Annotated in this window: 19 protein-coding genes; 11 read left to right on the forward strand and 8 right to left on the reverse strand. The window is 59.2% G+C overall.

The features are described 5' to 3' along the window. Positions 1–6 precede the first annotated feature (6 nt). The 3 genes from AC1Q8Q_RS19015 (at position 7) to AC1Q8Q_RS19025 (ending at position 5,498) form a co-directional block, all read left to right on the forward strand. Positions 7–1,458: a DUF1254 domain-containing protein gene (locus tag AC1Q8Q_RS19015; RefSeq protein WP_492615357.1), complete on the forward strand. Its 1,452-nt coding sequence runs from the start codon at positions 7–9 to the stop codon at positions 1,456–1,458. Positions 1,459–1,703: 245 nt separating this feature from the next. Next, the gene (locus AC1Q8Q_RS19020; protein ID WP_492615358.1) at positions 1,704–2,732 is read left to right on the forward strand and encodes an HAD family hydrolase; all 1,029 of its coding nucleotides are present in this window, start codon (positions 1,704–1,706) and stop codon (positions 2,730–2,732) included. Between the two features lie 405 nt (positions 2,733–3,137). Then, positions 3,138–5,498 (forward strand): tetratricopeptide repeat protein, encoded by a 2,361-nt coding sequence (locus tag AC1Q8Q_RS19025; RefSeq protein ID WP_492615359.1) that lies wholly within the window; start codon positions 3,138–3,140, stop codon positions 5,496–5,498. 146 nt (positions 5,499–5,644) lie between these two features. Here AC1Q8Q_RS19025 and AC1Q8Q_RS19030 read toward each other — a convergent pair whose 3' ends face one another. Next, entirely contained in the window at positions 5,645–6,124 is a 480-nt protein-coding gene (locus AC1Q8Q_RS19030; RefSeq protein ID WP_033042880.1) for a DUF934 domain-containing protein, read from the reverse strand. Then, entirely contained in the window at positions 6,121–7,794 is a 1,674-nt protein-coding gene (locus AC1Q8Q_RS19035) for a nitrite/sulfite reductase (protein WP_492615360.1), read from the reverse strand. The genes AC1Q8Q_RS19030 and AC1Q8Q_RS19035 overlap by 4 nt, the downstream gene beginning before the upstream one ends. Before the next feature lie 368 nt (positions 7,795–8,162). Between AC1Q8Q_RS19035 and ccoN the strand changes: the two genes are divergently transcribed. Both ccoN and AC1Q8Q_RS19045 read left to right on the forward strand, forming a co-directional pair. Next, positions 8,163–9,590: a cytochrome-c oxidase, cbb3-type subunit I gene (gene ccoN, locus AC1Q8Q_RS19040; protein ID WP_020800757.1), complete on the forward strand. Its 1,428-nt coding sequence runs from the start codon at positions 8,163–8,165 to the stop codon at positions 9,588–9,590. Next, complete coding sequence (locus tag AC1Q8Q_RS19045) at positions 9,590–9,811, forward strand: hypothetical protein (protein WP_033044717.1); 222 nt, start codon at positions 9,590–9,592, stop codon at positions 9,809–9,811. Before ccoN ends, AC1Q8Q_RS19045 begins: the two co-directional genes overlap by 1 nt. 131 nt (positions 9,812–9,942) lie before the next feature. On the opposite strand, the gene AC1Q8Q_RS19050 is transcribed toward AC1Q8Q_RS19045, so the two are convergent. The 4 genes from AC1Q8Q_RS19050 to AC1Q8Q_RS19065 all read right to left on the reverse strand — a co-directional run bounded on the left by AC1Q8Q_RS19050 (position 9,943) and on the right by AC1Q8Q_RS19065 (position 12,719). After that, positions 9,943–10,437, reverse strand: a complete 495-nt coding sequence (locus tag AC1Q8Q_RS19050; protein ID WP_492615361.1) for a hypothetical protein — start codon at positions 10,435–10,437, stop codon at positions 9,943–9,945. 92 nt (positions 10,438–10,529) lie between these two features. Continuing rightward, positions 10,530–11,051: a GNAT family N-acetyltransferase gene (locus AC1Q8Q_RS19055; RefSeq protein WP_454865811.1), complete on the reverse strand. Its 522-nt coding sequence runs from the start codon at positions 11,049–11,051 to the stop codon at positions 10,530–10,532. Positions 11,052–11,227: 176 nt separating this feature from the next. Beyond that, positions 11,228–12,205, reverse strand: a complete 978-nt coding sequence (locus tag AC1Q8Q_RS19060; protein ID WP_492615362.1) for a LysR substrate-binding domain-containing protein — start codon at positions 12,203–12,205, stop codon at positions 11,228–11,230. A 73-nt stretch (positions 12,206–12,278) separates the two neighbouring features. Continuing rightward, complete coding sequence (locus AC1Q8Q_RS19065) at positions 12,279–12,719, reverse strand: carboxymuconolactone decarboxylase family protein (RefSeq protein WP_020800787.1); 441 nt, start codon at positions 12,717–12,719, stop codon at positions 12,279–12,281. 205 nt (positions 12,720–12,924) lie between these two features. Here AC1Q8Q_RS19065 and pdxR point away from each other — a divergent pair, with 205 nt between their 5' ends. The 4 genes from pdxR (at position 12,925) to AC1Q8Q_RS19085 (ending at position 16,298) form a co-directional block, all read left to right on the forward strand. Then, on the forward strand, positions 12,925–14,358 hold the full coding sequence (gene pdxR / locus AC1Q8Q_RS19070; protein WP_168758037.1) for a MocR-like pyridoxine biosynthesis transcription factor PdxR: 1,434 nt from the start codon (positions 12,925–12,927) through the stop codon (positions 14,356–14,358). Between the two features lie 100 nt (positions 14,359–14,458). After that, the gene (locus tag AC1Q8Q_RS19075; RefSeq protein ID WP_020800790.1) at positions 14,459–14,752 is read left to right on the forward strand and encodes an antibiotic biosynthesis monooxygenase family protein; all 294 of its coding nucleotides are present in this window, start codon (positions 14,459–14,461) and stop codon (positions 14,750–14,752) included. Positions 14,753–14,947: 195 nt separating this feature from the next. Continuing rightward, positions 14,948–15,358, forward strand: coding sequence for a cupin domain-containing protein (locus AC1Q8Q_RS19080; RefSeq protein WP_033044960.1), 411 nt, complete (start codon positions 14,948–14,950; stop codon positions 15,356–15,358). A 229-nt stretch (positions 15,359–15,587) separates the two neighbouring features. Further along, positions 15,588–16,298 (forward strand): ATPase, encoded by a 711-nt coding sequence (locus AC1Q8Q_RS19085; protein WP_492615363.1) that lies wholly within the window; start codon positions 15,588–15,590, stop codon positions 16,296–16,298. Positions 16,299–16,469: 171 nt separating this feature from the next. On the opposite strand, the gene AC1Q8Q_RS19090 is transcribed toward AC1Q8Q_RS19085, so the two are convergent. Then, complete coding sequence (locus AC1Q8Q_RS19090; protein ID WP_492615364.1) at positions 16,470–21,359, reverse strand: NAD-glutamate dehydrogenase; 4,890 nt, start codon at positions 21,357–21,359, stop codon at positions 16,470–16,472. Positions 21,360–21,840: 481 nt separating this feature from the next. After that, positions 21,841–23,682: a S8 family peptidase gene (locus AC1Q8Q_RS19095; RefSeq protein ID WP_492615365.1), complete on the reverse strand. Its 1,842-nt coding sequence runs from the start codon at positions 23,680–23,682 to the stop codon at positions 21,841–21,843. 364 nt (positions 23,683–24,046) lie between these two features. On the opposite strand from AC1Q8Q_RS19095, the gene AC1Q8Q_RS19100 reads away from it, so the two are divergent. Together AC1Q8Q_RS19100 and AC1Q8Q_RS19105 are read left to right on the forward strand one after the other, a co-directional pair. Continuing rightward, a complete protein-coding gene (locus AC1Q8Q_RS19100) occupies positions 24,047–24,403 on the forward strand; it encodes a hypothetical protein (RefSeq protein ID WP_432669527.1) in 357 nt (118 codons plus the stop codon). A 261-nt stretch (positions 24,404–24,664) separates the two neighbouring features. Beyond that, the gene (locus AC1Q8Q_RS19105; RefSeq protein ID WP_020800601.1) at positions 24,665–25,624 is read left to right on the forward strand and encodes an AAA family ATPase; all 960 of its coding nucleotides are present in this window, start codon (positions 24,665–24,667) and stop codon (positions 25,622–25,624) included. Positions 25,625–25,628: the final 4 nt, after the last annotated feature.

Here is a 25,628-nt window from a genome sequence, read left to right on the forward strand (position 1 = left end):
CCCCCTATGCATGGAGCCATTCGCGCAGCCGGTTTCAGCCTGATGACGATGTTCGTCAGTTGCGGGGTCGGCGCCCAGGACCCGGATACCCGAATCGGCCAGATTGTCATGGAAGGTGAACTGCCGGCCCATGAATCCATCGCCAAACTCTATGCCGAACTGGATTTCCAGCAAGCCACGCAGAGTTATCTGTGGGCGTTGCCGCTGGTGTCGTACGCGCAATGGCAGGAGGAGTTCCGCGACAAGCTGGGTGCCCGCAGTGGCGACCTGATGGTGCTCGACAGTTACGAAGACAAGCTCGGCGTCATTACCGCCAACGCTACCACGCCCTACATCCTTGGTTTCGTCGATCTCAATGAAACCGGTCCGCTGGTGATCGAGTTGCCCGCCGGACCGACCGCGGGCGGTGTTGGCGATTTCTGGCAACGGGCTTTCATCGACATGGGCCAGACCGGCCCGGACAAAGGCAAGGGCGGCAAGTACCTGGTGCTGCCACCGGGCGCCGAGCCACCGGCCGATGCTGGCAAGTATTACCTGGCCAAGTCGCAAACCATGAACGTGCTGGTCGGATTTCGCTTGCTCGATCCCGACCCCGCCAAAGGCAAGGCGCTGATCGAGCAACTCAGGATGTACCCCTACGCCAAGCGAGCCGAGCCTGGCCAGACCAGACTGCTCTCCCCCGGCGGCAAAGCCTGGTCCGGTACCCAGCCACGGGCAATGGCGTACTGGGAGCGCTTGCACCAGATCCTTCAGAAGGAGCCGGTCAATGAACGTGATCGTTTCTACATGGCCATGCTTGCCAGCCTGGGCATCGAGAAGGACAAGCCCTTCAACCCTGATGACCATCAACGCAAGGCCCTGGAACAAGGTGCACAAATCGGCGAGCTGATCGCCAAGGCCAATACCTTCGCCAAGCGTTTTCCCGACGCCCAGTACTGGCCGGACCGCCAGTGGGACAAGGTGTTGAACGTCACCGATCCGTCCCAGCGCTTGGCCTATTACGACCAGTTGTGGGAACGCAGCGCCTGGTTCTACGAGGCGGTAGGCAACTCCAAAGGCATGGTGTCGAAAACCCCGGGGCTGGGCCAGACCTACCTGGGTGCCTATACCGACGCCAAGGGCAACTGGCTCGACGGCGCCAAGCGCTATCGGCTGCACGTCGGCGCCAACCCGCCGGCCAAGCAGTTCTGGTCGATGACCGTGTACGACATCGACAGCCGCTGCCTGATCGACAACCCACAGCGCAAGGCCGACCTGTCGTCGCGCCAGGATCTGAAAATGAACGCTGATGGCTCGGTGGACCTGTATTTCGGCCCCACCGCACCCAAAGATTTTGAAGCTAACTGGGTGCAAACCCTGCCGGGCAAACACTGGTTCAGCTATTTCCGCCTGTATGCCCCGACCCTGCCCTATTTCGACAAGAGCTGGAAACTCGACGACATCACGGCCGTGGAATAACGCCGTGGGTTGATTCAAACAAAACAAGCAAGTGGAGTTGTTGATGGTCAGGGCTTTGCCTCGTGCCTGCGTGCCGTGGCTTGAACTTCGATGAACTGCGCCGGGGGCTGCGTTTCACCCAGAACATCGGCACTGCTCCAACTCAGGCAATCCTTGGCTACGCTGCATAGTCAGGCCGAAAACAATCAAGAATCAGTTGCTAGCGCACTACGACCACTCAACCCCGTTCACGAGAAGGATTTCCCATGACGAGCCTGAAAGCGCACCGCCAGTTCCACGGGTTAAAGCTGCTGCTGGCATTGGCCCTGAGCCTGCCAATGCTGGTCCAGGCCGCTGAACCATTGCCGTCATGGAATGACGGCCCGTCGAAAAAGAACATCATCGAATTCGTCGAGGCGGTGACCGATCAAGGTAGCAAGGACTTCGTCAAACCCGAGGACCGTATCGCCGTGTTCGATAACGACGGCACCTTGTGGAGCGAGCAGCCGATGTACTTCGAATTGCTGTTTGCCCTGGAGGAGGTCAAGCGTACGGCGGCGCAGCATCCGGAATGGAAAACCACCCAGCCATTTCAGGCTGTGCTGGAAAACGATCACCAGGCCCTGGCCGCCAGCGGCCTTGAAGGCATGATGAAAATCTTCGGTGCAACCCACACCGGCATGACCACCGAAGCCTTCGACGATTACGCCAAGACGTGGCTGAGCCAGGCCCGCCACCCAAAAACCGGCAAGCCGTACACTGAAATGATCTTTCAGCCGATGCTGGAAATGCTCGACTACCTGCGCAGCCAGGACTTCAAGACCTACATCGTTTCCGGTGGCGACACCGGCTTCATGCGCGCCTTCGCCGAAAAGGTCTACGGCATCCCCCCCGAGCAGGTGATCGGCACCACATTCGTCACCTCGTTTGAGTACAAGGATGGCCAAGCGTCGATCCTGCGCACCCCGAAACTGGCGCATAACGACGACGGGCCGGGCAAGCCGGTGAGCATCGACGCCGTGATCGGGCGTCGACCGATTCTCGCGTTCGGCAACTCCGACGGCGACCTGCAAATGCTGCAGTGGACTGCGGCCGGCACCGGCAAACGTTTCATGGGGCTGGTGCATCACACCGACGCCAAGCGTGAATGGGCCTACGACCGCCAATCGCAGTTCGGCCGTCTGGACAAGGCTCTGGACGAAGCAAAAACCCGTGGCTGGACCGTTGTCGACATGGCTGCCGAATGGCGCCGGATCTATCCGTTCGATGCCGCCACACCCGAGCAAGTGCAATAAAAAAGTGTGACGCAGGACCGCAATGAACGTTTGTCGCAGTGGTCCTGGCCGGATGCGGCGACCATGCGCCGCGTGGGAACGATAAGCACCGGGATCAGTGTATTTTTGCCGACCTGACTTTGGGTGATGCGCGGGGATGGCGGGAATCCGTATTTCCGCTGGTTTGTCGGCGAGTGATCGGTTGTCTGTCAAACCGCTTTCGCGAGCAGGCTCGCTCCCACAGTGGATTGCGTTCATAAACGAATTTTGTGTACGACACAGACCAAATGTGGGAGCGAGCCTGCTCGCGAAGAGGCCATCAGCTTCACCGCAACCATCATTTGACAGACGCCGGCCATCCGGCAAAGCTGCATCGAGCTTGTACGCGCGCCTGACGGCAAACGCACCTGGACTACGGAAGTCGTAATGCCGAAACATAAAAATAAAGCAGCAAACCCAAACCCTGATGCGCAACCGACCCTGATTCACCGATACCTGTTCCCCGTCACCATCGGCGTCTTGTTGCTGGCGGTCGCGGGCATCGGCTGGTTTCTGCTGCACAGCCAACCCGCTCCGCTGACCTATGCGCCGGTCAACACGCCTGTCGCGCAACCCGTCAAGCCGCCGTCGCAACCCGTCGCCGTGGCGCCGGCAACGATGGTCGACGAACAGCAATGCCAAGGCTGCCACAGTGCAAAGGTCAAGGACTGGCAAGGTTCCCATCACCAATTGGCGATGCAGGAGGCCAACGCCCAGACCATGCTCGGCGACTTCAACAACGTCACCTTCAAGGCCGAAAACGAAACCACCCGGTTTTCGCGCAAGGAAGACGGATTCTGGGTCAACACGCCGGGTATCGACGGCAAGAATGCCGACTTCAAGGTCGCCTACACCTTTGGCATCGCCCCTTTGCAGCAATACCTGATCGAGGTCGGTGAAGGTCGTTTGCAAGCCCTCGGCATCGCCTGGGATACCGAGAAGCACCGCTGGTTTCATCTCTATCCAGGCCAGGGCGTGACCTTCAAGGACCCGCTGCATTGGAGCAAGCCGAGCCAGAACGCCAATTTCATGTGCGTCGAGTGCCATACCACCGGATACAAGCGCAATTTCGATGCCGCGAAAAACACCTTCGACAGCCAGTGGAACAGCCTTGGCGTCGGCTGCCAGGCCTGCCACGGCCCGGCCTCCAATCATCTGCAATGGACGGCGAAAAAAGGCGATCTGATCCACTCGGGTTTCGCCGTCGACCTCAAGGACAAGAACGCGACCGTCGAGATTGAAACCTGTGCCCGCTGTCACTCGCGTCGTGCGCCACTGGGCGACGGTTTTACCGTTGGCAAGCGCCTGATGGACGACTACCTGCCAAGCGCCCTGACCCGTGAACTGTATGCCCTTGACGGCAAAATCAAGGATGAAGTGTTCGAACACGGCTCGTTCGCCCAGAGCAAAATGTTCGACAAGGGCGTGCGCTGCAGCAACTGCCACAACCCCCACAGCACCGAACTCAAGGCGCCGGGCAATGGCGTTTGCCTGCAATGCCACAACACGGCTGGCAAGACCTCCGTCGAAGGTGTCGATGGCAAAGGCCTGCAAGCGAAGAACTACGACTCCATCGAACACACCCGTCACACCATGGGCCAACCAGGTTCGCAGTGCATCGATTGCCATATGCCCGGCAAGTTTTATATGGGCAATGACTTTCGGCACGACCACAGTTTCAGCATCCCCAACCCCGAGCGGGCGAAAAAACTCGGTACGCCGGACGCCTGCCTGACTTGTCACCAGGGCAAGGCCGGTGACAAGGTCACCGAGCAGTTCAAACTCTGGAACACCTCCACCGCCGCGCAGGCTCCGCGTTACGACGAAAGCCTGTGGCTGATCCGCAATGGCCAGCCTGGCGCCGCAGAAGCCCTGTACGAGCAGCTGCAACGCAGCAACCTGCCGGCGATTCAACGGGCGACACTGCTCGCCGAATTACCGCTGTACCCCAGCGAACAGGCGCTGAAACTGGCCACCCGGGACTTGAGCAACCCGGCGCCGCAAGTGCGTGAAAGCGCCGTACGGGCGATCAGCGCGTTCTTGCCACCGCCGGAGCGTGCGCCGCTGTTGACACCGTTGCTGAGCGATCCGGTGAAGGCTGTACGCATTGCCGCGGCCCGGGATTTGCTCAGCGTGGCACGCAATGGCCTGGGCGCGGCCCAAGACAACTGGAACGCGGCCATCACCGAATATGAGAACGTGCAAAAAAGCCTGGCCGAACGCGCCGAAGCCAACCTCAACCTGGCCATGCTGTATCAGGCCAGCGGTCGCAGTGGCGAAGTCGAAGGCTTGCTGCGCACATCACTCAAGCGCGACCCGGACTTTTATCCGGCGCTGGTGACACTGGTGCAATGGCTGGAAGCCAATGGTCGCGGCCAGGAAGCCCAAGCGCTGCTGGCGCAAAGCCTCAAGGCACACCCCGACGCCGCTCTGCTGCAACACACCCAGGGCCTGGCGCTGGTGCGTGCCGGCCAACCCGCACAGGCCATGCCCTTCCTGCGCAGGGCCGCGCAACTGGAACCGCAGAGCGGACAATACGGCTATGTGCTGGCGGTGGCCCTGCATGACAGCGGCGAGATCGATGCCGCGTGCGAAGAACTGGAAAGGCTGTTGAAAGTGCAGCCAGCCGACCGAAATGCGCGGTTGTCGCTGATCCAGTACTACCTCGATAACGGCCAGGAACCGAAGGCCCAGGTGCTGTTGCAGGGCTGGAAGAAAATAAACATCGGGGATCCGGCGTTGAAGTGATCGGGGGCTGATCCAATGGCCCCTTCGCGAGCAAGCCCGCTCCCACATTGGATCTGTGTGGGTCACAGATTTTGTGAATGCCAAGGATCAAATGTGGGAGCGGGCTTGCTCGCGAAAGCGTCAGCCCTGCCAATGCGTAATTTACGTCAGCGCCGCCGAAACAACGGTCGCGGCTCAATCACCGAGCGCCCATACGACACGCTCATCCCCGCCAGCCCCTTGAGCGCATCCTCGGCGGATTTGTCTTCACGCACCGCAAAGCTGTCGAACCCACATTGGCGCATATGACTGAGCTGATCACGCAACACATCACCCACGGCGCGCAACTCACCGTTCCAGCCCAATCGCGTGCGCAGCAAATAGGCCTGGCTATAGGCCCGACCGTCGCGAAAACTCGGGAAATCCAGGGCAATCAACCGCAACTGGCCAAACCACAGCTCAAGGCCTTCCACCTCATCATCAGGTCCCAGCCAGATTGCGTTTTGCTGCGGATTTTCCAGCCAGCGGGCCAGCGGCAAAATCACCTGGCCCTCAGGCAACGGCGCCTCAAGATCCCGAACCAGCGTCCAGGGATCATCCTCGACAATCCGTGCCCCGCCCTCTTGCAAACACAACAGATTGTTCATGCCGACACCTCCAGCGCTGACGGATAAACCGCCTCTTTGAACGGCTCCAGGCCGATGCGCTGCAAGGTATCGACAAACAGCTCCTCGCTTTCGCGGTAACGCACGAACGTGTCGACGATCTGTTCGACTACCCCAGGCACTTGCGCAGCGCTGAACGACGGGCCGATGACCTTGCCCAACGCGCTGTTCTTGCCCTGGGCGCCACCGAGGGTGATCTGGTACCACTCGCTGCCGTTCTTATCGACACCCAGAATGCCGATGTTGCCGATGTGGTGATGACCGCAGGCGTTCATGCAGCCGGAGATGTTGAGGCTGATGTCGCCCAGGTCATGCAGGTAATCGAGGTCTTCGAAGCGCGCTTGAATGGCTTGGGCGATGGGGATCGACTTGGCGTTGGCCAGTGCACAGAAATCCCCCCCGGGGCAGGCGATGATGTCGGTGAGCAAACCGACGTTGGCGCAGCCGAGGTTGTGTTCGCACGCCAGGCGCCAGAGCGAGAACAAGTCGGCTTTTGGCACGTCCGGCAGCACGATGTTTTGCTCATGGGCGATGCGAATCTCGCCAAAACCGAAATGCTCGGACCACTGCGCCACCGCCTCCATTTGCGTGGCCGTGACATCCCCCGGCGGTGCGCTGCCGCCCGGCTTGGTCGACAGCACCACGCTGGCATACCCCGATACCTTGTGTGCCTGTACATTGCGCAGCACCCAGCGGGCGAACGCCGGGTCCTGGGCCAGCTGCGTGCCGAATTCAAGGCTGGTATCCGCCAGTTCGCGATATCGCGGCGAAACGAAGGCACTGGCCACGCGCTCAAACTCATCAAGGATCAGTTGTGCCGGACCATCCTTGATATGCGTCCACTCTTCCTCGACTTCCCTGGCGAACGCTTCGATGCCCAGGGCTTTTACCAGAATCTTGATCCGCGCCTTGTACTTGTTGTCCCGCCGGCCATGGCGGTTATACACCCGTAAGACCGCCTCGACGTAGGACAGCAGGTGCTGCCACGGCAAGCCCTGGCGAATCTGCAAGCCAAGGATCGGCGTGCGCCCAAGGCCGCCGCCAACAATGACCCGCAGCAGCATTTGCCCGTCGTCACCGGGATAAAGATAGAGGCCGATGTCGTGCATCATGATTGCCGCGCGATCCTGCTCGGCCGAGCAGATGGCGATCTTGAACTTTCGTGGCAGGTAGAGGAATTCCGGGTTGATGGTCGACCATTGCCGCAGGATTTCCGCCAGCGGCCGCGGGTCGATCATTTCATCGGCCGCAACCCCGGCAAAGGCTTCGGTGGTGATGTTGCGCACGCAGTTGCCGGACGTCTGGATGGCGTGCATGTTGACCTGGGCCAGGCGTTCGAGGATGTCCGGCACCTGGGCCAGTTCGATCCAGTTGAACTGCATGTTCTGGCGCGTCGTGAAGTGGCCGTAGCCGCGATCGTAATCCCGGGCGATGCTCGCCAGCGTGCGCATCTGCCGGGCACTCAGGGTGCCGTAGGGGATGGCGACGCGCAGCATGTAGGCGTGTTCTTGCATGTACAGGCCGTTTTGCAGGCGCAACGGCAGGAACTCTTCCTCGCTCAGTTCGCCCGCCATGAAGCGTTCGACCTGATCGCGAAACTGCGCAACCCGCTCGAACACCAGTGCCCGGTCATAGTCGTCGTACTGATACATCTGGCTACCTCATCAGGAGTGATCGGGCTCTGTTGCCAATGCCTGGCGCGACCCTTGTGGGAGCGAGCCTGCTCGCGAAGGCGGAGTACCAGGCGACATCGATATTGAATGTGCCGGACGCTTCGCGAGCAGGCTCGCTCCCACAGGTTGGGCGGCATTAACTGCGGCTCGTTTCGAGGCAATGACTATGGACCCGTGCCGGTTTTCATTACAGATTCAGCTATTCATGAAAAAACCGTATCAGAATCAGAGGCGTCCAATTTGACTCGCTGCAGATCTGATCCGCATAAATCAGTTTTTCCTGAGTCTGTTTTGTTTTGGCCACGGTTTTTACAGTGCACGTCATTGCAACCGTGGAAGCATTGAGCATGAGCACAACAACTATCGGACAGGCTTATAACTACAAGGTCGTCCGCCAATTCATCGTGGCAACCGTGATCTGGGGCGTCGTGGGGATGGCGATGGGCGTCTGGATCGCGTCGCAACTGGTGTGGCCGCAGTTGAACCTGGACCTGCCGTGGACCACTTTCGGGCGCCTGCGCCCGCTGCACACCAGCCTGGTGATTTTCGGATTCGCCGGCAGCGCGCAGTTCGCCGCCAGCTACTACGCGGTGCAGCGTACCTGCCAGGTGCGACTGTTCTCGGACAAGCTCGCAGCCTTCACGTTCTGGGGCTGGCAATCGGTCATCGTCGTGATGCTCATCACGTTGCCGCTGGGCTACACCACCACCAAGGAATACGCCGAGATCGAGTTCTCCGGCGCGGTGTGGATGACCCTGGTATGGGTGGCCTACGCCATCGTGTTCTTCACCACTGTGGTGCAGCGCAAGACCCGGCACATCTATGTCGGCAACTGGTTCTTCGGCGCGTTCATCGTGGTGATTGCGATGCTGCACGTGGTCAACCACCTGGCGATTCCGGTGGACTGGTTCAAATCCTACCCGGTGTATTCGGGGGCAACCGACGCCATGGTCCAGTGGTGGTACGGGCACAACGCCGTGGGCTTTTTCCTGACCACGGGGTTCCTTGGGATGATGTACTACTTCGTGCCCAAGCAAGCGAACCGGCCGGTGTATTCCTATCGTTTGTCGATCGTGCACTTCTGGGCGCTGATCACTTTGTACATCTGGGCAGGTCCGCACCATTTGCACTACACCGCCTTGCCGGACTGGGCGCAGTCACTGGGCATGGCCATGTCGCTGATCCTGTTGGCACCGAGCTGGGGCGGGATGATCAACGGCATGATGACCCTTTCGGGCGCCTGGCATAAGTTGCGCACCGACCCGATCCTGCGTTTCCTGGTGCTGTCCCTGGCCTTCTACGGCATGTCGACCTTCGAAGGGCCGATGATGGCGATCAAGACGGTCAACGCCCTCTCCCACTACACCGACTGGACCATTGGCCACGTGCACGCCGGGGCCCTCGGCTGGGTGGCGATGATCACCTTCGGCGCGACTTACCACATGGTGCCGAAGGTCTTCGGTCGCGCGCAGATGTTCAGCACCCCGCTGATCAACCTGCACTTCTGGCTCGCCACTATCGGCACCGTGCTGTACATCGCCTCGATGTGGGTCAACGGCATCACCCAGGGCCTGATGTGGCGTGCGATCAACGATGACGGCACGCTGACCTACTCCTTCGTCGAAGCCTTGCAGGCCAGCCATCCGGGGTTCGTGGTGCGCTTTGCCGGTGGCGTGTTGTTCCTCACGGGCATGCTGGTGATGGCTTACAACGTGTGGCGTACCGTACGGGTGTCCGAAGTGGCGATGGCGGAAAGTGAGGCGCAGATAGCCTGATGACTGAAGTCCTGTTGAATATCCTGGGGGTGGTGTTCCTGTGGTGCACCATCGAATACTGCTTGCGCCATCAGACCGCCGAAAGCCTGGACGATGCCAGCCTGGTGCCGTTTGCCGATGACCCGGAAGTCGCCCGGCGAGTGGAGGCCGCTACCGGCAAGCGGATAAACGCGGTCGCGCCGCAAGAGCCAAAGCCGGGTTGGGGCAAAATCGAAATCTGACCTACAACCCATTCATTGTGGGAGCGAGCCCGCTCGCGAAGACGGGCTGACAGTCGACATCGATATTGACTGATTCATCGCTTTCGCGAGCAGGCTCGCTCCCACAGGGGGATTCACAGTGTCGCGAAAACTCAGCTGCGATCCCGGGGAATCAGGCTCTGCAACTGCTGCGCCAGGAAATCCGCATCGAAGACAAAGGTATCCGGATCTTTAAGACCATTGGTCTTGCGCCACTGCCAGCCATTGGACGATGGCATGCACACCAGTGAAACACTGCCGTAGCGCGCAGCGGTAAAGCCCATCACTGCCAGGGATATCTGCCCACCGGCACCCATGACATCCGGCACGAACTCCACCGGTTTGCCGGCGATCGTAATGCTCAGTTTTTCAGTCTTGAAGGTAGACGTCTCCACCGGAACACTCGGCCCGGACGCGACATACGCTTCGCGGCTCACCTCCAGCAGATTCGGTGCCAGAACCGGCTCCAGCCACTGCTGGATCTGATCGAACAACTCCCCAATGCGCTTGGCCCACTCGGCCGATTGTGTCTCGAACAGCTGCTTTTTGTGCGCTTCGCTGTCTGCGTAGTGACGAAGCATCTCGCCCAGTTGCCGTACGTCGTCCATTGCGGTGTTCCTTTGATTGAAGCGGTGCTGCGGACATTGAGCATGGCAGATGCGCGCCGCCGGCGTACGACTAAAAGCGCGAGTGGTATGGATCAATCGCACTTGGGCATGCGGCGCAAGCGCGCCATGCTCAAGGTATCGACGTAGACGCCATCGCGCACCGCATAGTCGCGAAACAGCCCTTCGGTCTCGAAACCGAACTTGCGGTACAAGCTGATGGCGGCTTCGTTGTCGGCATACACGCTCAGTTCGACCCGTCGCAGGTTCATCCAGTTGTCAGCAATATCCAGCACCGCCGCCAACAGTTTCGAACCCACGCCCTTGCCCTGCCATCGGGAGGCAACGCCCATGCCGAAGCTGCCTGCATGGCTGCGGCGGATGCGTGGGAACTGTTCCAGGGTGATGCTACCGATAACCGTCCCTTGATGCAGGGCCACCAATTGCACGACCCGCTCATTGTCCGTCTCCACGCGTTTTTGCCAAGTCTCGGAGGATGGAAACGGCATTTGCAGCGTCTGACGGGCGACGACCGGTTCGTGGTAAAGCGCGGTGATGCCCGGGACGTGGGAATGGTTGAGGCGTTCGAGGGTGATGACAGCGTCGGTGCCGGTCATGGGTGATTCATCCTTGATAGAAACATGGCCGTTCACTCTACAACGCATCCAACATGGAAAAACACCCTGTAGGAGCGAGCATGCTCCGGGCGGCGTTCCGACGAAAAACCTGGGAACACCGCGGGCTTTCAGGCGTCCCGCGTTATCGTTGACGTCCATCGCGAGCATGCTCGCTCCTACAGGAACCATTCCCGCCGCTCTTCGAAGGTGCCGAGGATCAACTCGACAATCGTCTGCACCTGCGCATCGCCTTCGGCCTCGGCATTCACCGCCAGCCACACCTGGCGCTGCATCGGCTGGCTGAACAACCCCGGCAAACCGATCAAGCCACGGTCGAAATGGCTCATGTAGCCAGGCAACAGGCCGATGCAGGCGCTGCAACGGACCATCTCCAGCATCAGTGGATAGGAATGCGACTGCACGACCCCGGCCAGGCGCTGGTCGACCAGGTCGTTCCAGGGCCGAAAACTGTCGATCTGTCGATCATGCTGCCATTGCACCAGCATGAAATCGGCCAGGTCATCGAGACCGGCCGGCCGCGCGGCGACTCGTGAATAGCGTTTGGCGATGTGCGGTAGATAGTCGAGCCGCGCCAGGCATCTGGGCTCGTTGACGGCAAAACTCGGTCCCGGCGTTGGCGAGCCGATGCCTGTCATCCATACCACGACATCGGCACTGACCGCCTGCAGGGACAATTCGCTGTCGAGGGTAATGATGTCCAGGCGCGCGCTGGCATTGCGTCGCAGCAACGCCACCAGATCGCGACCGAGGATGTCGTGCAGGATCGTCTCGGCCACCGCCAGGCGCACCACAGGTTGCTCGAGCACCGGCAGGTCGCGTTCATGCGCCAGGGCGGTCAGCTGCTTGTGCAGTTGCAGGCCGTCACGACTGAGTACCAGGCCATTCTCCGATGGGCTGAACAGCGAACACCGCAGCTGTTTTTCAAGCTGTGCCAAATGCTTGCGCAACCGGGTTGCCTTGATGTTGAGGCGCCGCGATGCCTGCATGAAGCAGCCGCACCGGGCGATCACGCTGAAGCACTGCGCGAGCAGCGGATCGATCTGCGCCGCGCGGGTGCGCCAGGAGGCGGTCGTATCGAGGTGTGTGGGATATTGCGCTACACGCTGGTCGCCCCGGGTTTCCATGAATGACATCGATGACTCCCTGTCGATCTTTCACTGGGAGCACCATCCTGCGCAAGGTACATGAACGACGTGTGACAGCCTTTCAGGCGCTGGGGGTCTGGCGAAAACTCACGGCCAGTCGATTCCAGCTGTTGATGGTGGTGACAGCAATGGTCAGGTCCACCAGTTCACCTTCGCTGAACTGCGCCCTGGCTTGCTCGTAGACAGTGTCTGGCACGTGGTCCTGCGAAAGCAGCGTCACCGCTTCAGTCCAGGCCAGGGCGGCGCGCTCGCGCGGGTTGAAGAAGTTGCTGTCGCGCCAGACCACGATGGAGTACAGGCGGCGGTCGGTTTCGCCCAAGCGCCGTGCGTCCACCGAGTGCATATCGGTGCAGAACGCACAGCCATTGATCTGCGAAGCACGGATCTTGATCAGGTGCAGCAGCGCCGGTTCGATACTCAGGTTGCTGGTCAGGGCTTCCATGGCGATCAGCGCTTTCATCGCCTTGGGCGAGGCGCTGTAATAATCCAGGCGGAGGGTCATGGCGTGACCTCATATGGCGTCGATATGCCGCCAAGGTAGACGTTGTTAACGCTGCGTTACATATCCAATTGCGCGAAATTTCCGTGGACCACCTGGGCCCAGACCAATTGGCGGTTTTTACGCCACGCAACTACTGCATAAACGCCAGTTGAGGGTAATCTGGCGTAACGCACAAGCGCCTCAATCGCCATGGAGCCTTGCCGGTATGGAACTACACGTTGTCATTAACGGACGCAAGGACCTGGCGGGCCAGTTGTACACGCAACTGCGCAGCGCTATCGAATCGGGTCGCCTGGCCGCCGGGACGCAACTGCCTCCCAGCCGCCTGCTGGCCGAACAACTGGGCATTTCGCGCAAGACCATTTCCGATACCTATGCCCAGCTGACCTATGAAAACTTCCTCACCGGGGTGATCGGCAAAGGCACCTACGTCAACGCCCGCGTATCCAAAATCGAGCGCAAACAAAGCCATAGGGAGCTGGCCGGCTTCGAGGTGATCGAATCCTGGCGTAGCCTGCCGGTGTTCCTGCGTCATCCGACGCTCGAAGGCTCGCTGCGCTACGACTTCATTGGCGGCGCCACCAGCAAGGGCCAGTTTCCCCAGGATGACTGGCGACGCTGCACGTCCCACGCCTTGCGCCAGATCGCCGCGTCCAAGGGCTTCTACAGCCTGCCCGAAGGCCTTCCGGCGCTGCGCAATGCCATCGCGCAGCACATCGCCTTTTCTCGCGGGGTCAATTGCCAGGACGAGGACGTGGTGGTGTGCAATGGCGCGCAACAGGCGCTGGATCTGATTGCCCGGGTGCTGATACGAGCGGGCAGCATCGTCGCCATGGAAGATCCCGGTTATCCGCCGGCGCGCCTGTTGTTCGGCACCCATGGCGCCACGGTGATTGGCGTGCCGGTGGACGCCGAAGGGATTGTCGTGGAGAAAATCCCCCTCGGTACGCGGCTGATCTACGTCACCCCGTCGCACCAGTTCCCGCTTGGCATGCCCATGAGCCAGGAGCGCCGCGTTGCACTGCTGGCTCGCGCCCATGAACTGGGAGCGATCATCATCGAAGACGACTACGACAGCGAGTTCCGCTACGAAGGCCGCCCCACGGACTCGCTGCAAAGCATGGACGAGCGCGGGATCGTCGCCTATGTGGGGACCTTCTCGAAAACACTTTTGCCAGAACTGCGCCTGGGTTACGCGATCCTGCCGCCGGCGATTCTCGAGGCGGTGGTGCGCGCCAAGCAACTCACCGACCTGCACACCTCCACCCTGCCCCAGTGGGCGCTGGCCAAATTCATCGCCGAAGGCTGCCTGCTTAAGCACATTCGTCGCTGCCATACGATCTACGCGGGCAGGCGTGAGCGGATCCTGGCGCGCATGGCCGGTGATCTCGCCCCCTGGCTTGAAGCGGTGCCGACCGCAGCGGGCTTTCACATGGTGGTGCTGTGCAAGGTAGCGATCGACGTGCCACTGGTGATCGAGCTGGCGAAAAAGGTTGAAGTCGGGCTCTATGCCATTGACAGTTTTTTCTACCAGCAGGCGCCCCAGGCGGGGTTTTTCCTGGGTTTTGGCGCTATCGAGACCCTGGACATCGACATCGCCCTGGACCGTCTCAGGGACATTTTGCAGCAGGTTGCCTGATGGATTGGTCTGCGTTTTTATCCCGCGATTGGCTATTGGTGGTCCGGAGGTGCAGGCCTATCCTGCATAGGCGTTATCCCTCAATGAGGAGTGTGAGCCAATGTCCTACAAAGTGATCAATACCGTACAGGTGCAGGCCGTTGCCGGTCGCTCGGAAGAACTGGGTCAGAAATTGCAAAAGATTGTCGATACCCTGCGCGAACTACCGGGCTGTGAATCCTATATGGTCGACCGCTGCCCTGAGGACAGTAATCGCTGGACTGTCAGCGCCCACTGGCAATCGGAATCGGCAATGCAATCGCATTTCAACAACCCCCAGGTGCAAGGCTTCATTGACCTGATCGATTGTCAGCTGGCCAACGCCGTCGACTTCAACAGCTTTCCGATCAGATAAGACACGGTTAAAGATCGCAGTCCTTGGCCGCGTTTGCAGAGTATGGGTACCTCTGCAAACGTTCCGGGGACTGCGATCTTTTTCATTCCAGCGCCGCACATTGGTCCCCTGGCCTTCGGTAAAATTGGCTGTTTGTTTATCGCCCCTGGCGCAATAGATTGGTCCCTGACAACCAACCACTGCAGGTGATGAACCATGAACCTTTTGCGCTGCTCTCTCGCTGCCCTTGCCTTGACCGTTTGCGCTTCGGCGTTTGCCCATGAAGCCGGTGACCCATCGGAAAAGGTCACGGTATTGCAAGACCAAATGCTGAAAAACGCCCCAGGGAAAAAGGCCTTGATGATTGAGGTCGACTACAAGCCAGGCCAAGCGTCCATCGCCCACAAACACGACGGTACCGCCATGGCCTATGTGCTTTCGGGATCGATCACTTCCCAGGTGAAGGGCGAAAAAGAGGTCACTTACAAGGCTGGCGAGTATTGGTACGAACCTGCCGGTTCGGAACATCTGGTCTCGAAAAATGCCAGCAAAACCAAACCTGCGAAGCTGTTGGTGTTCATGGTGTTGTCACCTGACGAGAAAGTGTTGATCCCCTTGCAAAACTGATCGTCGAACCTGTAGCCATAAATAAAAATGCCCAAACTCTTGATTTGGGCGCCTTTATATCTTCAGGCAATTAACCGCGTTCCGTTAAACCAAACAAAACTATTGTCTATTGGATAAGTGCATAGATTGGCTATTTCAATCAGCAACACACGGTTTAGTCTGGAGTGACTGCCGCCCTCATACGGCAACTGTAACTTTCCGACCGAAGTTGTTTCACTGGAGAAACACCATGAAACTTGCGTTCGTCAGTACATTGACCATGGCCGTCCTGATAACCGGTTGCTCAATTCCCACGGCACCTTCAGCGGTGACTCCGCTGGAGGGTATCTTTACGCAACCGGTGGGTCGCAGCAGTGCAACGCGCATACCCAACGGCAGCGATGTCACACTTGGCATTGTCTACAGCCGCAATACCCAGGCCAACCGCGCCTACCTGCAGGACTACCAGGCCAATGCCGGCACCGGTTTCGGCCAGAGCCTGCTGGTGCAGTCGATCCATGATGCCTATGTGGCCACGTCAAAACCCGATTTGGCGGTGGACTGGGTCAAGGCCTCTCTAGAACGGCAATTCGGCTCAGTCACGGTATACCCGGACATGCAAAGCCTGCAGGCGGCAAAACCGGACGTGGTCGCCGTCGTCGACAGCCGCAGCCAGTTGATCACCTCGCGCAGTTCGGACATCGAGGCCAATGTCAGCGTGGACTTCTACGATAAGAACCTGAGTTATATCGGCACTGCAAAAGGGCATGATGCGAAGGCGCTAAGTCCTGTATGGGCAGACTTTAAACGCAGCGAAGAGATTGTCGCCGACATTAACGAACAACAGAATGTGCAAGTAAGGGCATTGCAGAAGTTTGACCAGTCGCTCAATAATTTGTTGACCAAACCGACAGATAAAGTGTCGATGCTTGATGATAACAAGGTTCAGAAGTTGTATTGACCCCGAAGGCCTCTTCGCGGGCAAGCCCGCTCCCACATTAGTTTTGTGTTCGCCGCAAACCCATGTGGGAGCGAGCCTGCTCGCGAAGGGGCCCGAACAGACACGACAAAAACATCGGCCGAAAAAAAGCCCCGCATCTCTCAATGCGGGGCTTTTTCATTCAACGCCTGATCAGGCTGCCGGTTCCAGCTCGGCGCTGACAGCGGCAGTGACAGGCACTACCGCTTGCCCGCTCAGAGCCAGGTCCAGCAGCTCACGGTTGGCCACCGCGTACATGGCGTAGTCCGTACCGCTGGCGGCACGGATTTCCACCAGCATCGCGCGCCAGCGTTCGATCATGCTTTCGTGTTGCGACATCCACAGGGACAGCCGTGTTTCCACGTCCTGGGAACCATCGCCCTGTTGCAGGACCGAGATGGTGATAGCACGTTGCTGCCAGTCCACGTCATCGCGGAACGCTTCACGGGCCAGGGCCTGCCAGTTGTTTTCCACCGGCAAGGCGCTGATCTGTTGCAGGTACCAGGTGATGTCCAGTGCGCTGCCCACGGCGAAGTAGGCCTTGGCCACGTCCGCAGGGTTCTGGCCGGTCACGTCGGAGGCCTCGATGATCGGCAGCAGGGTGTACAGGTGCGAGGTGCCAGCCACCATGCGCGCCAACAACTCCGGGACACCGGCTGCAACGTACGCCTGATAACGCGACTGCCAGTTCTCGCGGATCTCGCCGCTGAGCAGTTCGTCGAGCTTGAGACCCAGCTCCTTGAGGTGCGGACCGAAGTGCGCGACGTCACGGGCAGCGTTCTGCTCGTTGCGACGGGCGCGCAGGAACCAGCGCGTGGCGCGACGGCCCAGGCGCATCAGCTCGTCCATCAACTCCAGCTGAACGTCGGCGGACACCTGGTAATCCAGGGCTTCGATCTGACGGAACCAGTGCGGGAGGTGGAAAATGTCACGCACGATCACATAGGCGCCGGCCACGTTCGCCGGGCTCATGCCGGTCGACTCCTTGAGTCGTTGCACGAAGGTGATGCCCATGTGGTTGACCAGATCATTGGCGATCTGGGTGCTGACGATCTCGCGCTTCAGGCGGTGACGGCGCATGGCTTCGGAGAACTTGCTCACCAGGGTCGGCGGGAAAGCGGTTTCCATGTCGCGGGTCAGGTAGTCGTCATCCGGCACCAGGGAGCCCAGCAGCTGCTCCTTGAGGTCGATCTTGCTGTAGGAGATCAGCACCGACAGCTCGGCACGGGTCAGGCCATGGCCCGCCGCGACGCGCTCGTTGATCGCTTCTTCAGCCGGGAGGAACTCGATGGCGCGATCCAGTTTGCCGCGACCTTCCAGATCGTTCATCAGGCGCTTGTATTCGGCAATCCGCGGCAAGGCACGACGGGCTGCCAGGGACAGTGCCTGGGTCTGCTTGTAGTTGTTGCCCAACACCAGGCCACCGACTTCGTCGGTCATGCTCGCCAGCAACTGGTTGCGCTGCTTGTCGGTCATGTCGCCGGCCTGGACCACTTCGTTCAGCAGGATCTTGATGTTCACTTCGTGGTCGGAGCAGTCCACGCCACCGGCGTTGTCGATGAAGTCGGTGTTGGAGCCGCCGCCGTTGAGGCCGAACTCCACGCGACCCAGCTGGGTCATGCCGAGGTTACCGCCCTCGCCCACCACTTTGCAGCGCAGTTCGTTACCGTTCACGCGCAATGCATCGTTGGCCTTGTCGCCGACATCGGCGTGGCTTTCGCTGCTGGCCTTGACGTACGTACCGATACCGCCGTTCCACAACAGGTCCACCGGTGCCTTGAGCAAGGCGTTCAGCAATTCGGTCGGGGTCAGCTTGTCGGCCTGGATGTCGAAGCGTTCCTGCATCTGCGGGGAAATCGCGATGCTCTTCGCGCTACGGGAGAAGATGCCGCCACCTTCGGACATGATGCTGGTGTCGTAGTCCGACCAGGCCGAACGTGGCAGGTCGAACAGGCGCTGACGCTCGGCGAAACTGGTCGCCGGGTTCGGGTTCGGATCGATGAAGATGTGCAGGTGGTTGAACGCTGCGACCAGTTGCAGCTTGTCCGACATCAACAAGCCGTTACCGAACACGTCACCGGCCATATCGCCGACGCCGACCACGGTGATGCTGTCTTCCTGGACATTGATGCCGCGCTCGCGGAAGTGGCGTTGTACGCCCACCCACGCGCCCTTGGCGGTGATGCCCATTTTCTTGTGGTCGTAACCGGCCGAACCACCGGATGCAAACGCGTCACCCAGCCAGAAGCCGTAGTCGATGGCGATGCCGTTGGCGATGTCGGAGAACGTCGCGGTGCCCTTGTCTGCGGCCACCACCAGGTACGGGTCATCGTCGTCATGGCGCACGACGTTGGTCGGTGGTACCAGCGCGCCGTCCTTCAGGTTGTCGGTGATGTCCAACAGGCCGGAAATGAAGATGCGGTAGCAGGCGATGCCCTCGGCCGCGATCTCGTCACGGCTGCCGCCCAGTGGCAGGCGACGCGGCAGGAAGCCGCCCTTCGCACCGACTGGCACGATGACCGAGTTCTTCACTTGCTGGGCTTTTACCAGGCCCAGGACTTCGGTACGGAAGTCTTCTTCACGGTCAGACCAGCGCAAGCCACCACGGGCAACGTTGCCGAAGCGCAGGTGTACGCCTTCGACGCGCGGCGAGTAGACGAAGATTTCGAACTTCGGCACCGGCTTGGGCAGTTCAGGAATCAAGTGCGGATTGAACTTGAAGCTGAAGTACGGCTTGTTATGGCCGTTGGCGTCGGTCTGGTAGAAGTTGGTGCGCAGGGTGGCCTTGATCAGGTCCAGGTAGCGACGCAGGATACGGTCTTCGTTCAACACCTGGACGTCGTCCAGCGCGGTGAGGATCGCGTGTTCCAGGCGCTGCTCCAGATCGTCGCTGCTGAGCTTGCGCGCCAGGTAGAAGCGAGTCTTGAACAACCGGGTCAATTCGCGAGCGATGTCGGTGTGGTTGTTCAGGGTGCTGGCGATGTAGCCCAGGTCGAAGCCCAGGCGAATCTGCTTCAGGTAACGGGCGTAGGCACGCAGCAGCGCCACGTCACGCCACGGCAGGCCGGCCGTCAGAACCAGGCGGTTGAACGCATCGTTCTCGGCATCGCCACGCACGATGTGGACGAACGCGTCCTGCAGGGTGTCGTTGAGTTGCTGGATGTCCAGGTCCAGGCCTTCGGCTGCAGTGAAGGCGAAGTCGTGGATCCAGAACTCGCGGCCATTGTTGTGACGCAGGTGGTACGGGAATTCACCCAGCACGCGCAGGCCGAGGTTTTCCAGGATTGGCAACACGTCGGACAGCGCCAGTGGCGTGTCGGCGTGGTACAGCTTGCAGTGCAGCTCACGCTGGCCCACTTGGCCCAGTGGCTGGTAGAAGCTCATCACCAGCGGATTTTTTTCGCTGAGGTTCAGCAGGTGCTGCATGTCGACCACAGCCGAATGGGCGGCGAATCGCTCGCGGTAACCGGCCGGGAAGCCTTTCGGGAAGTCGGCCAACACGTTGGTGCCGTGGGCTTCACCGAAGGTTTCGACGGTCAGGGCCGAGTAATCGTCCTGCCAGCTGCGGCACGCCTGGATCACTTCGTTTTCCAGTTGCTGCGGGTCGATGTCGATGCGGTTTTTCGGGTCGACGCGCAAAATCAGTTGCACGCGGGCCAGCACGGACTCGGAGAAGAAGGTCCAGAACTCGCAATCCGAGGCCTTGAGGCGATCCATCAGCACTTGCTGGATCTTCTGCCGCACTTCGGTGGAGTAGATATCACGCGGCACGTAGGCCAGGCAGTAGCAGAAGCGACCGTATGGGTCCTTGCGCAGGAACACGCGGATCTTGTTGCGTTCCTGGATCTGCACGATCGACATCACGGTGCTGAACAGCTCGTCCACCGGGGTCTGGAACAGGTCGTCGCGTGGCAGGACTTCGAGCACCTGCGCCAGTTCCTTGCCCAGGTGAGCCTTGGCCTGGAAACCCGAACGGCGTTCGATTTCCGCGACCTTGCGGCGGATATACGGGATGACCCGCACGCTCTCGCCATACACCGAGGAGGTGTACAGGCCCATGAAACGGCATTCCTTGATGACCTTGCCGTTGGCGTCGATTTCACGGATCGACACGTAGTCCGGGTAAGCCGGACGGTGTACACGGCTTGGATGTGCGGCCTTGGCGAACGACAGCAGGGTCGGTTCGCGCAGGTAGTTCACGGCGTAGTCTTCGATGCGCAGGTCATCGTAGCTCAGGCCGGCGCGCAGCAGTTTGGTCAGGCCGAGGAAGGAGTCCTTGTCATAGACGATGTGGCCGCCATCGGCTTCATCGCTGACCACGAACTCTTCGTAGCCGAGGAAGGTAAAGTGGTTGCCCACCAGCCATTCCAGGAAACTCTTGATTTCGCTCTTTTCGTCGGCATCGACGGCGAACTGGCTGTTGTCCAGGTTGGTGAGGATTTCCTGGACCTTGGCCTTCATCGGTTCGAAATCGCCGACCGCGACACGCACTTCTGCCAGCACCTGCTCCAGCTCTTTGCTCAGCACGTTCAGTTCGGCCGGATTGGCGCACCGGTCGATTTCCAGGTACATCAGCGACTCGTGCAACACGTCGTCGCCCTGGGTGCCTTTGGGCAGGATTTCGAGCAACTCGCCCTTGCTGCCACGACGCACGCTCAGCACGGTGGTTTGCAGGGTGTGGATGCTGTAGCCGCGGCGGTTCAGCTCGGTACGCACCGAGTCCACCAGGAACGGCAGGTCATGGTGTAGCACTTCGACCGCGGTGTGGGTCGACTGCCAGCCGTGACGTTCGTAATCGGGGTTGTAGACGCGCACTTGCGGTTGCGCGTGATCGAAGCGCTCAAGCAGGCGCCACGCAGAAAGAGTACAGCCAGCGAGGTCAGACAACCGACGTTGGGTCAGTTCATCCAGGGAAATGATGCCGAAGAATTGTTCAGCGAACAGCGCCACTTGTGGCAGTGCCTGTTCACTGATGTGCTGCGCCAGTGCCGCTTGCAGTTGGTGCTGGAAGTCGGCTTTGCTGGCTGCGGTGAAGAACGCCATCTGTGGTACTCCGCTTGGGCTTGTTATTGATGGAAGCGTCGCGTGCTATTCCCCTGTCAGGGGCTACCCGTCACCCTGTTCCTGATTCTCGGGCAGAGGAAACAGGGTGACAGGTGGGTGAAGCTAAACGAGACACTCGGGTCACATTCACCTTCCGTGAATGGGCATCTGCAAAAGCGACTGGGTTGCGGGCAACGCAATGCCTTTACGGGTGCTCATCCGTTGCGCAGCTTAACGAGTGCGGCAAGGCCCATGCTTGCGATGCTGCGACATATTCGGTCAACGGTACGCTGCTCTTTGCATGCGCATCGAACAACACTAGCAGTCGCAGAGGAAAATGGCGGGGTTGCGTGGGATTTTGCGGGACGTTCGTGCCAGAAACCTGGAGCGCTGGACCTGGCCGAGTAGAGAATGACGGGTAACCAAAACGAGCAGGCGGGTTACTTGCTCCCGAATACGCCCCGCCCGATTTGCGCAAGTACTATCGGCAAGCGACCCCTGGAAACCACTCCTTGCCATATTCAGCCGAGTTGATATCCGGCTGTTTGTTAACGTTGTAAAAATTCTGCTTGTACACTTTCCCCTTGTACGCCACCGATTCTCCATAGGTCTGATAAATCTTGCTGGCGTCCCATACCGGTACGTCGCCGCAACCACCTTCCTCGACAGGCGCCTTGACGAGCACACTATCTGTCAATGTGAGGGTATGACGACCATCGGAAACATCGACGGAAATGGCTTTTACGGTATCTTTTGTCACTGTCGGCGCGGTAAGTGACAACGACGCCGTATTACCCTTGGGCGGCGTGAATCCGCTTGCATTCCAATCATAAGTCAGTGGTTTTTGCGAGGGGGATTCGGCATAGACATGTGCACTGAAAACCTCACCGGATTTCACCTCCTCCGGCAGGCCAAGACGTCCCGTAGGTGGCTTGTCGGCGCCCTCGTCGAGGATTTTCCTGATGGCGGCGTCCAGGTCAGGCTGCACGCCGATTTCGGTGCTATTGCCATTGATTTGCGGGTAGCCCGTCTTGACCAGAATGTCACGCAGATCTTTGGGTGGAATATTTCCCAAGCCATTGGCACGAGCGACACCCTGCAAGGAAGCAACTACCCCGGCAAGTATCGGATTGGCAGAAGAAGTACCAGCGAAATCATGGGTATAGGCCGTTGTCGGGTTCTTGCGGCTCCAGGTGGTGGTGGTCACATTCCACCCCCAGCTGAATAAATCGACGCGACTGCCATATTCAGAATATCCAGCCCTGAGGCCGGAGTTGGGATCAACCGCACCGGCATAAATTGCGCCAGAGTCGAAAACTTCGCGATTAAAATAGCCTTCGAAGTAAGGATGATCCAAATTGATATTGCCATTGGCCGCCGCCAGCACGACATGCACGCCGTTTTCTTCTGTCAGATAAGAGATCGTATCGCGCACCATCTCGTTGGACTCCAGCGGCATGTAGCATTCCGTCGTGCAGCCTGCTTCTCTGAAAGGCGTGTAGTCGTATTGAACACCCAGCTGCATGACGGCGCCCACTGGCAGCTGATCTATCAGTTTAACCAACCTATCCGAACCCCACTGCAGATAACCCAGACTTGAATGCGACGCGATACCGGTGGTACCAAATTCGTTTTCTCGGGAAGCAATTACTCCTGCGCTCTCCGTGTCGTGGGAGCCGGTTACAGCCCCGTCAGTTAGCTCCAGATAAGGTTTTGGCAGATCGACATGGTCGTACGACCAATGATCGATTTCTGCAGAAATAACCTGCATGTCCTGACCTTTGCCACCGGCAATTTTCCAGGCTTGCACAGCATTCACCCCGCCGATCCTGTACGGGGATACTGGCTCCTTTCCTTGCAGATAATTTTGTCGCCCGGTGTGGTCCGGAATGTTGCCGGGCGCCACTTTCGCGACAGATTTGCCGTTATCGCCACGCATGCCATCTATTTTTGGTTCAAAATCAGCCTTCTCTACCAGAGGGTTTTGTTTCAGTTTCAGAATCAATGCTTGAGCCTGTTTTTTCGTCAGGAAACGAGTATCCACGATGAAATAACGGTTCAATCGATGTCTTTGCAGCGCCTGTAGCTCTTCCTTGGTTCGCACCCTGGAGGCCGGCACCAACGGCCTGATTTGGGGCACTAGCTTCTTCAGCTCATTAAACGAACGACTATCGATAGCATTTGGTTGAGCGCCAGAATCAGGTATTTGCTGTTTAACCCGAATTATCAGCTGCGAATAATCCGGCTCGGCTGCCTGTGCCAATAAAGGCGATAGAGCAGCCCAGAAAAATACAGAACCCAGCCATTTGCCTATCGACTTCATATGACGCTCTCCAGTTATCTGTCTTTGCTTCGATCACAGCTAAAGCTCAAAGACAAATACTGGCTACTGTCAGAAATTACAGTATCGACGACTGGTTAACGCCTTCCTGTCGTATGTCGACAGCCCATGGACGCTAACGAAGCTCATTGAAGGAATCTCGACCGATTCAGTCGATCAAGTACGTCGCGCAGGAGCCCGGCGTACGCAGGTTTTTCAAATTACAATGTCGCGTTTTAACGGCTTTCCAATACATCAAATTGATAATGGAGACCGGTTATTTTCCGACACACCTGCAACGTGGGGCAGCAGAAATCTCTGTGGGCTGGCAGAATTGCGTTTTTGTTATGTTCATCAGGAATCCCCCATGCAAATGACCACCGCCCTCTTGATCGTCAACCCTTGCGATGAAGAAGAAGACGACATGGCGATGCTGTGCTGCCACAGCGACAAGGGCGAAATGTTCCTTATGAGCCGTTACCCGGATGAAGACGAGCTGGAAATCACCCTCGACGGCGAACCTTCGACCCTCGACGGCGTGAAAGTCACCCTCAGCCCTACGCTGCTGAAGATCGAGATCGCCGCTGCGGATGCCGATGCGTTGAATGGGGATGATGTGCTGGAGATCACCTTCAACCCGGACATGGTGGACCTGGCTGAAGTGGAAGAAACTTTGCAGAACATCCTCAAGGGGACCGGGACCTATATCAGCGAACTGAGCTGATTCCTCCCTCCCGACACTGATCGTTCCCACGCGCAGCAAAGGAATGCCTCGAGGGACGCTCCGCGTTCCAATGGGACGCAGAGCGTCCCGGGCTGCGTTCCCACGCAGAGCGTGGGAACGATCTGTACAGTTTTGCCAGTCATTTCCCACTCTTTGCACAAAATGCCGTTAGTCGCCGCCCCCCGCGATGGATTAAAGTAACGCCCCCAGCCCTGGCGTTATATGAACGTCTTCGGTCACCCTTTCCAGGAACAGTCATCGATGGAACATCGTGAAGCGCTGCTCGCGCTGCGAACCTTTCTTTCAACGCAGATTCTCGGCCAGGAAAAACTCATCGAGCGCTTGCTCATCGCCCTGCTTGCCGACGGCCACATGCTGGTAGAGGGTGCTCCCGGCCTGGCCAAGACCAAGGCCATCAAGGAATTGGCAGAAGGCATCGAAGCGCAGTTCCATCGCATCCAGTTCACCCCCGACCTGTTGCCAGCCGACATCACCGGCACCGAGATCTACCGTCCTGAAACCGGCAGCTTCGTGTTCCAGCAAGGCCCGATCTTCCATAACCTGGTGCTGGCGGACGAAATCAACCGCGCCCCGGCCAAGGTTCAATCGGCCTTGCTCGAAGCCATGGCCGAGCGCCAGGTCAGCGTCGGACGCAGTACCTATGAGTTGTCGCCGCTGTTCCTGGTGATGGCCACGCAAAACCCCATCGAGCAGGAAGGCACCTACCCGCTGCCGGAAGCCCAGCTCGATCGTTTCCTGATGCACGTGAAAATCGGCTTTCCCGATGCCGCCGTCGAACGACGAATCCTGCAGCAGGCCCGCGGCGAAGCCCTCAATGGCGAAACCAAGCCTGAACGCCGGGTCAGCCAGCAGGCGATCTTCGCCGCGCGCAAGGAAATTCTCGGCCTGTACATGGCCGATGCCGTGGAGGAGTACCTGGTGCAACTGGTCATGGCCACCCGCACCCCGGGCAAGTTCGACCCGGAAATGGCCGAGTGGATTGCCTACGGCGCCAGTCCTCGCGGCTCGATTGCCCTGGACCGCTGCGCCCGGGCACACGCCTGGCTGGCCGGGCGCGACTTTGTCAGCCCGGAAGACATTCAGGCAGTGTTGTTCGATGTGCTGCGCCATCGCATCATCCTGTCGTTTGAAGCCGAGGCTGCCGGGATCGACCAGGATCGGGTGGTCCAGCGCATTCTCGACGTCGTTGCTGTCGCTTGAGTCC

Source organism: Pseudomonas sp. GW823-FHT06B06 (genome assembly GCF_058795195.1).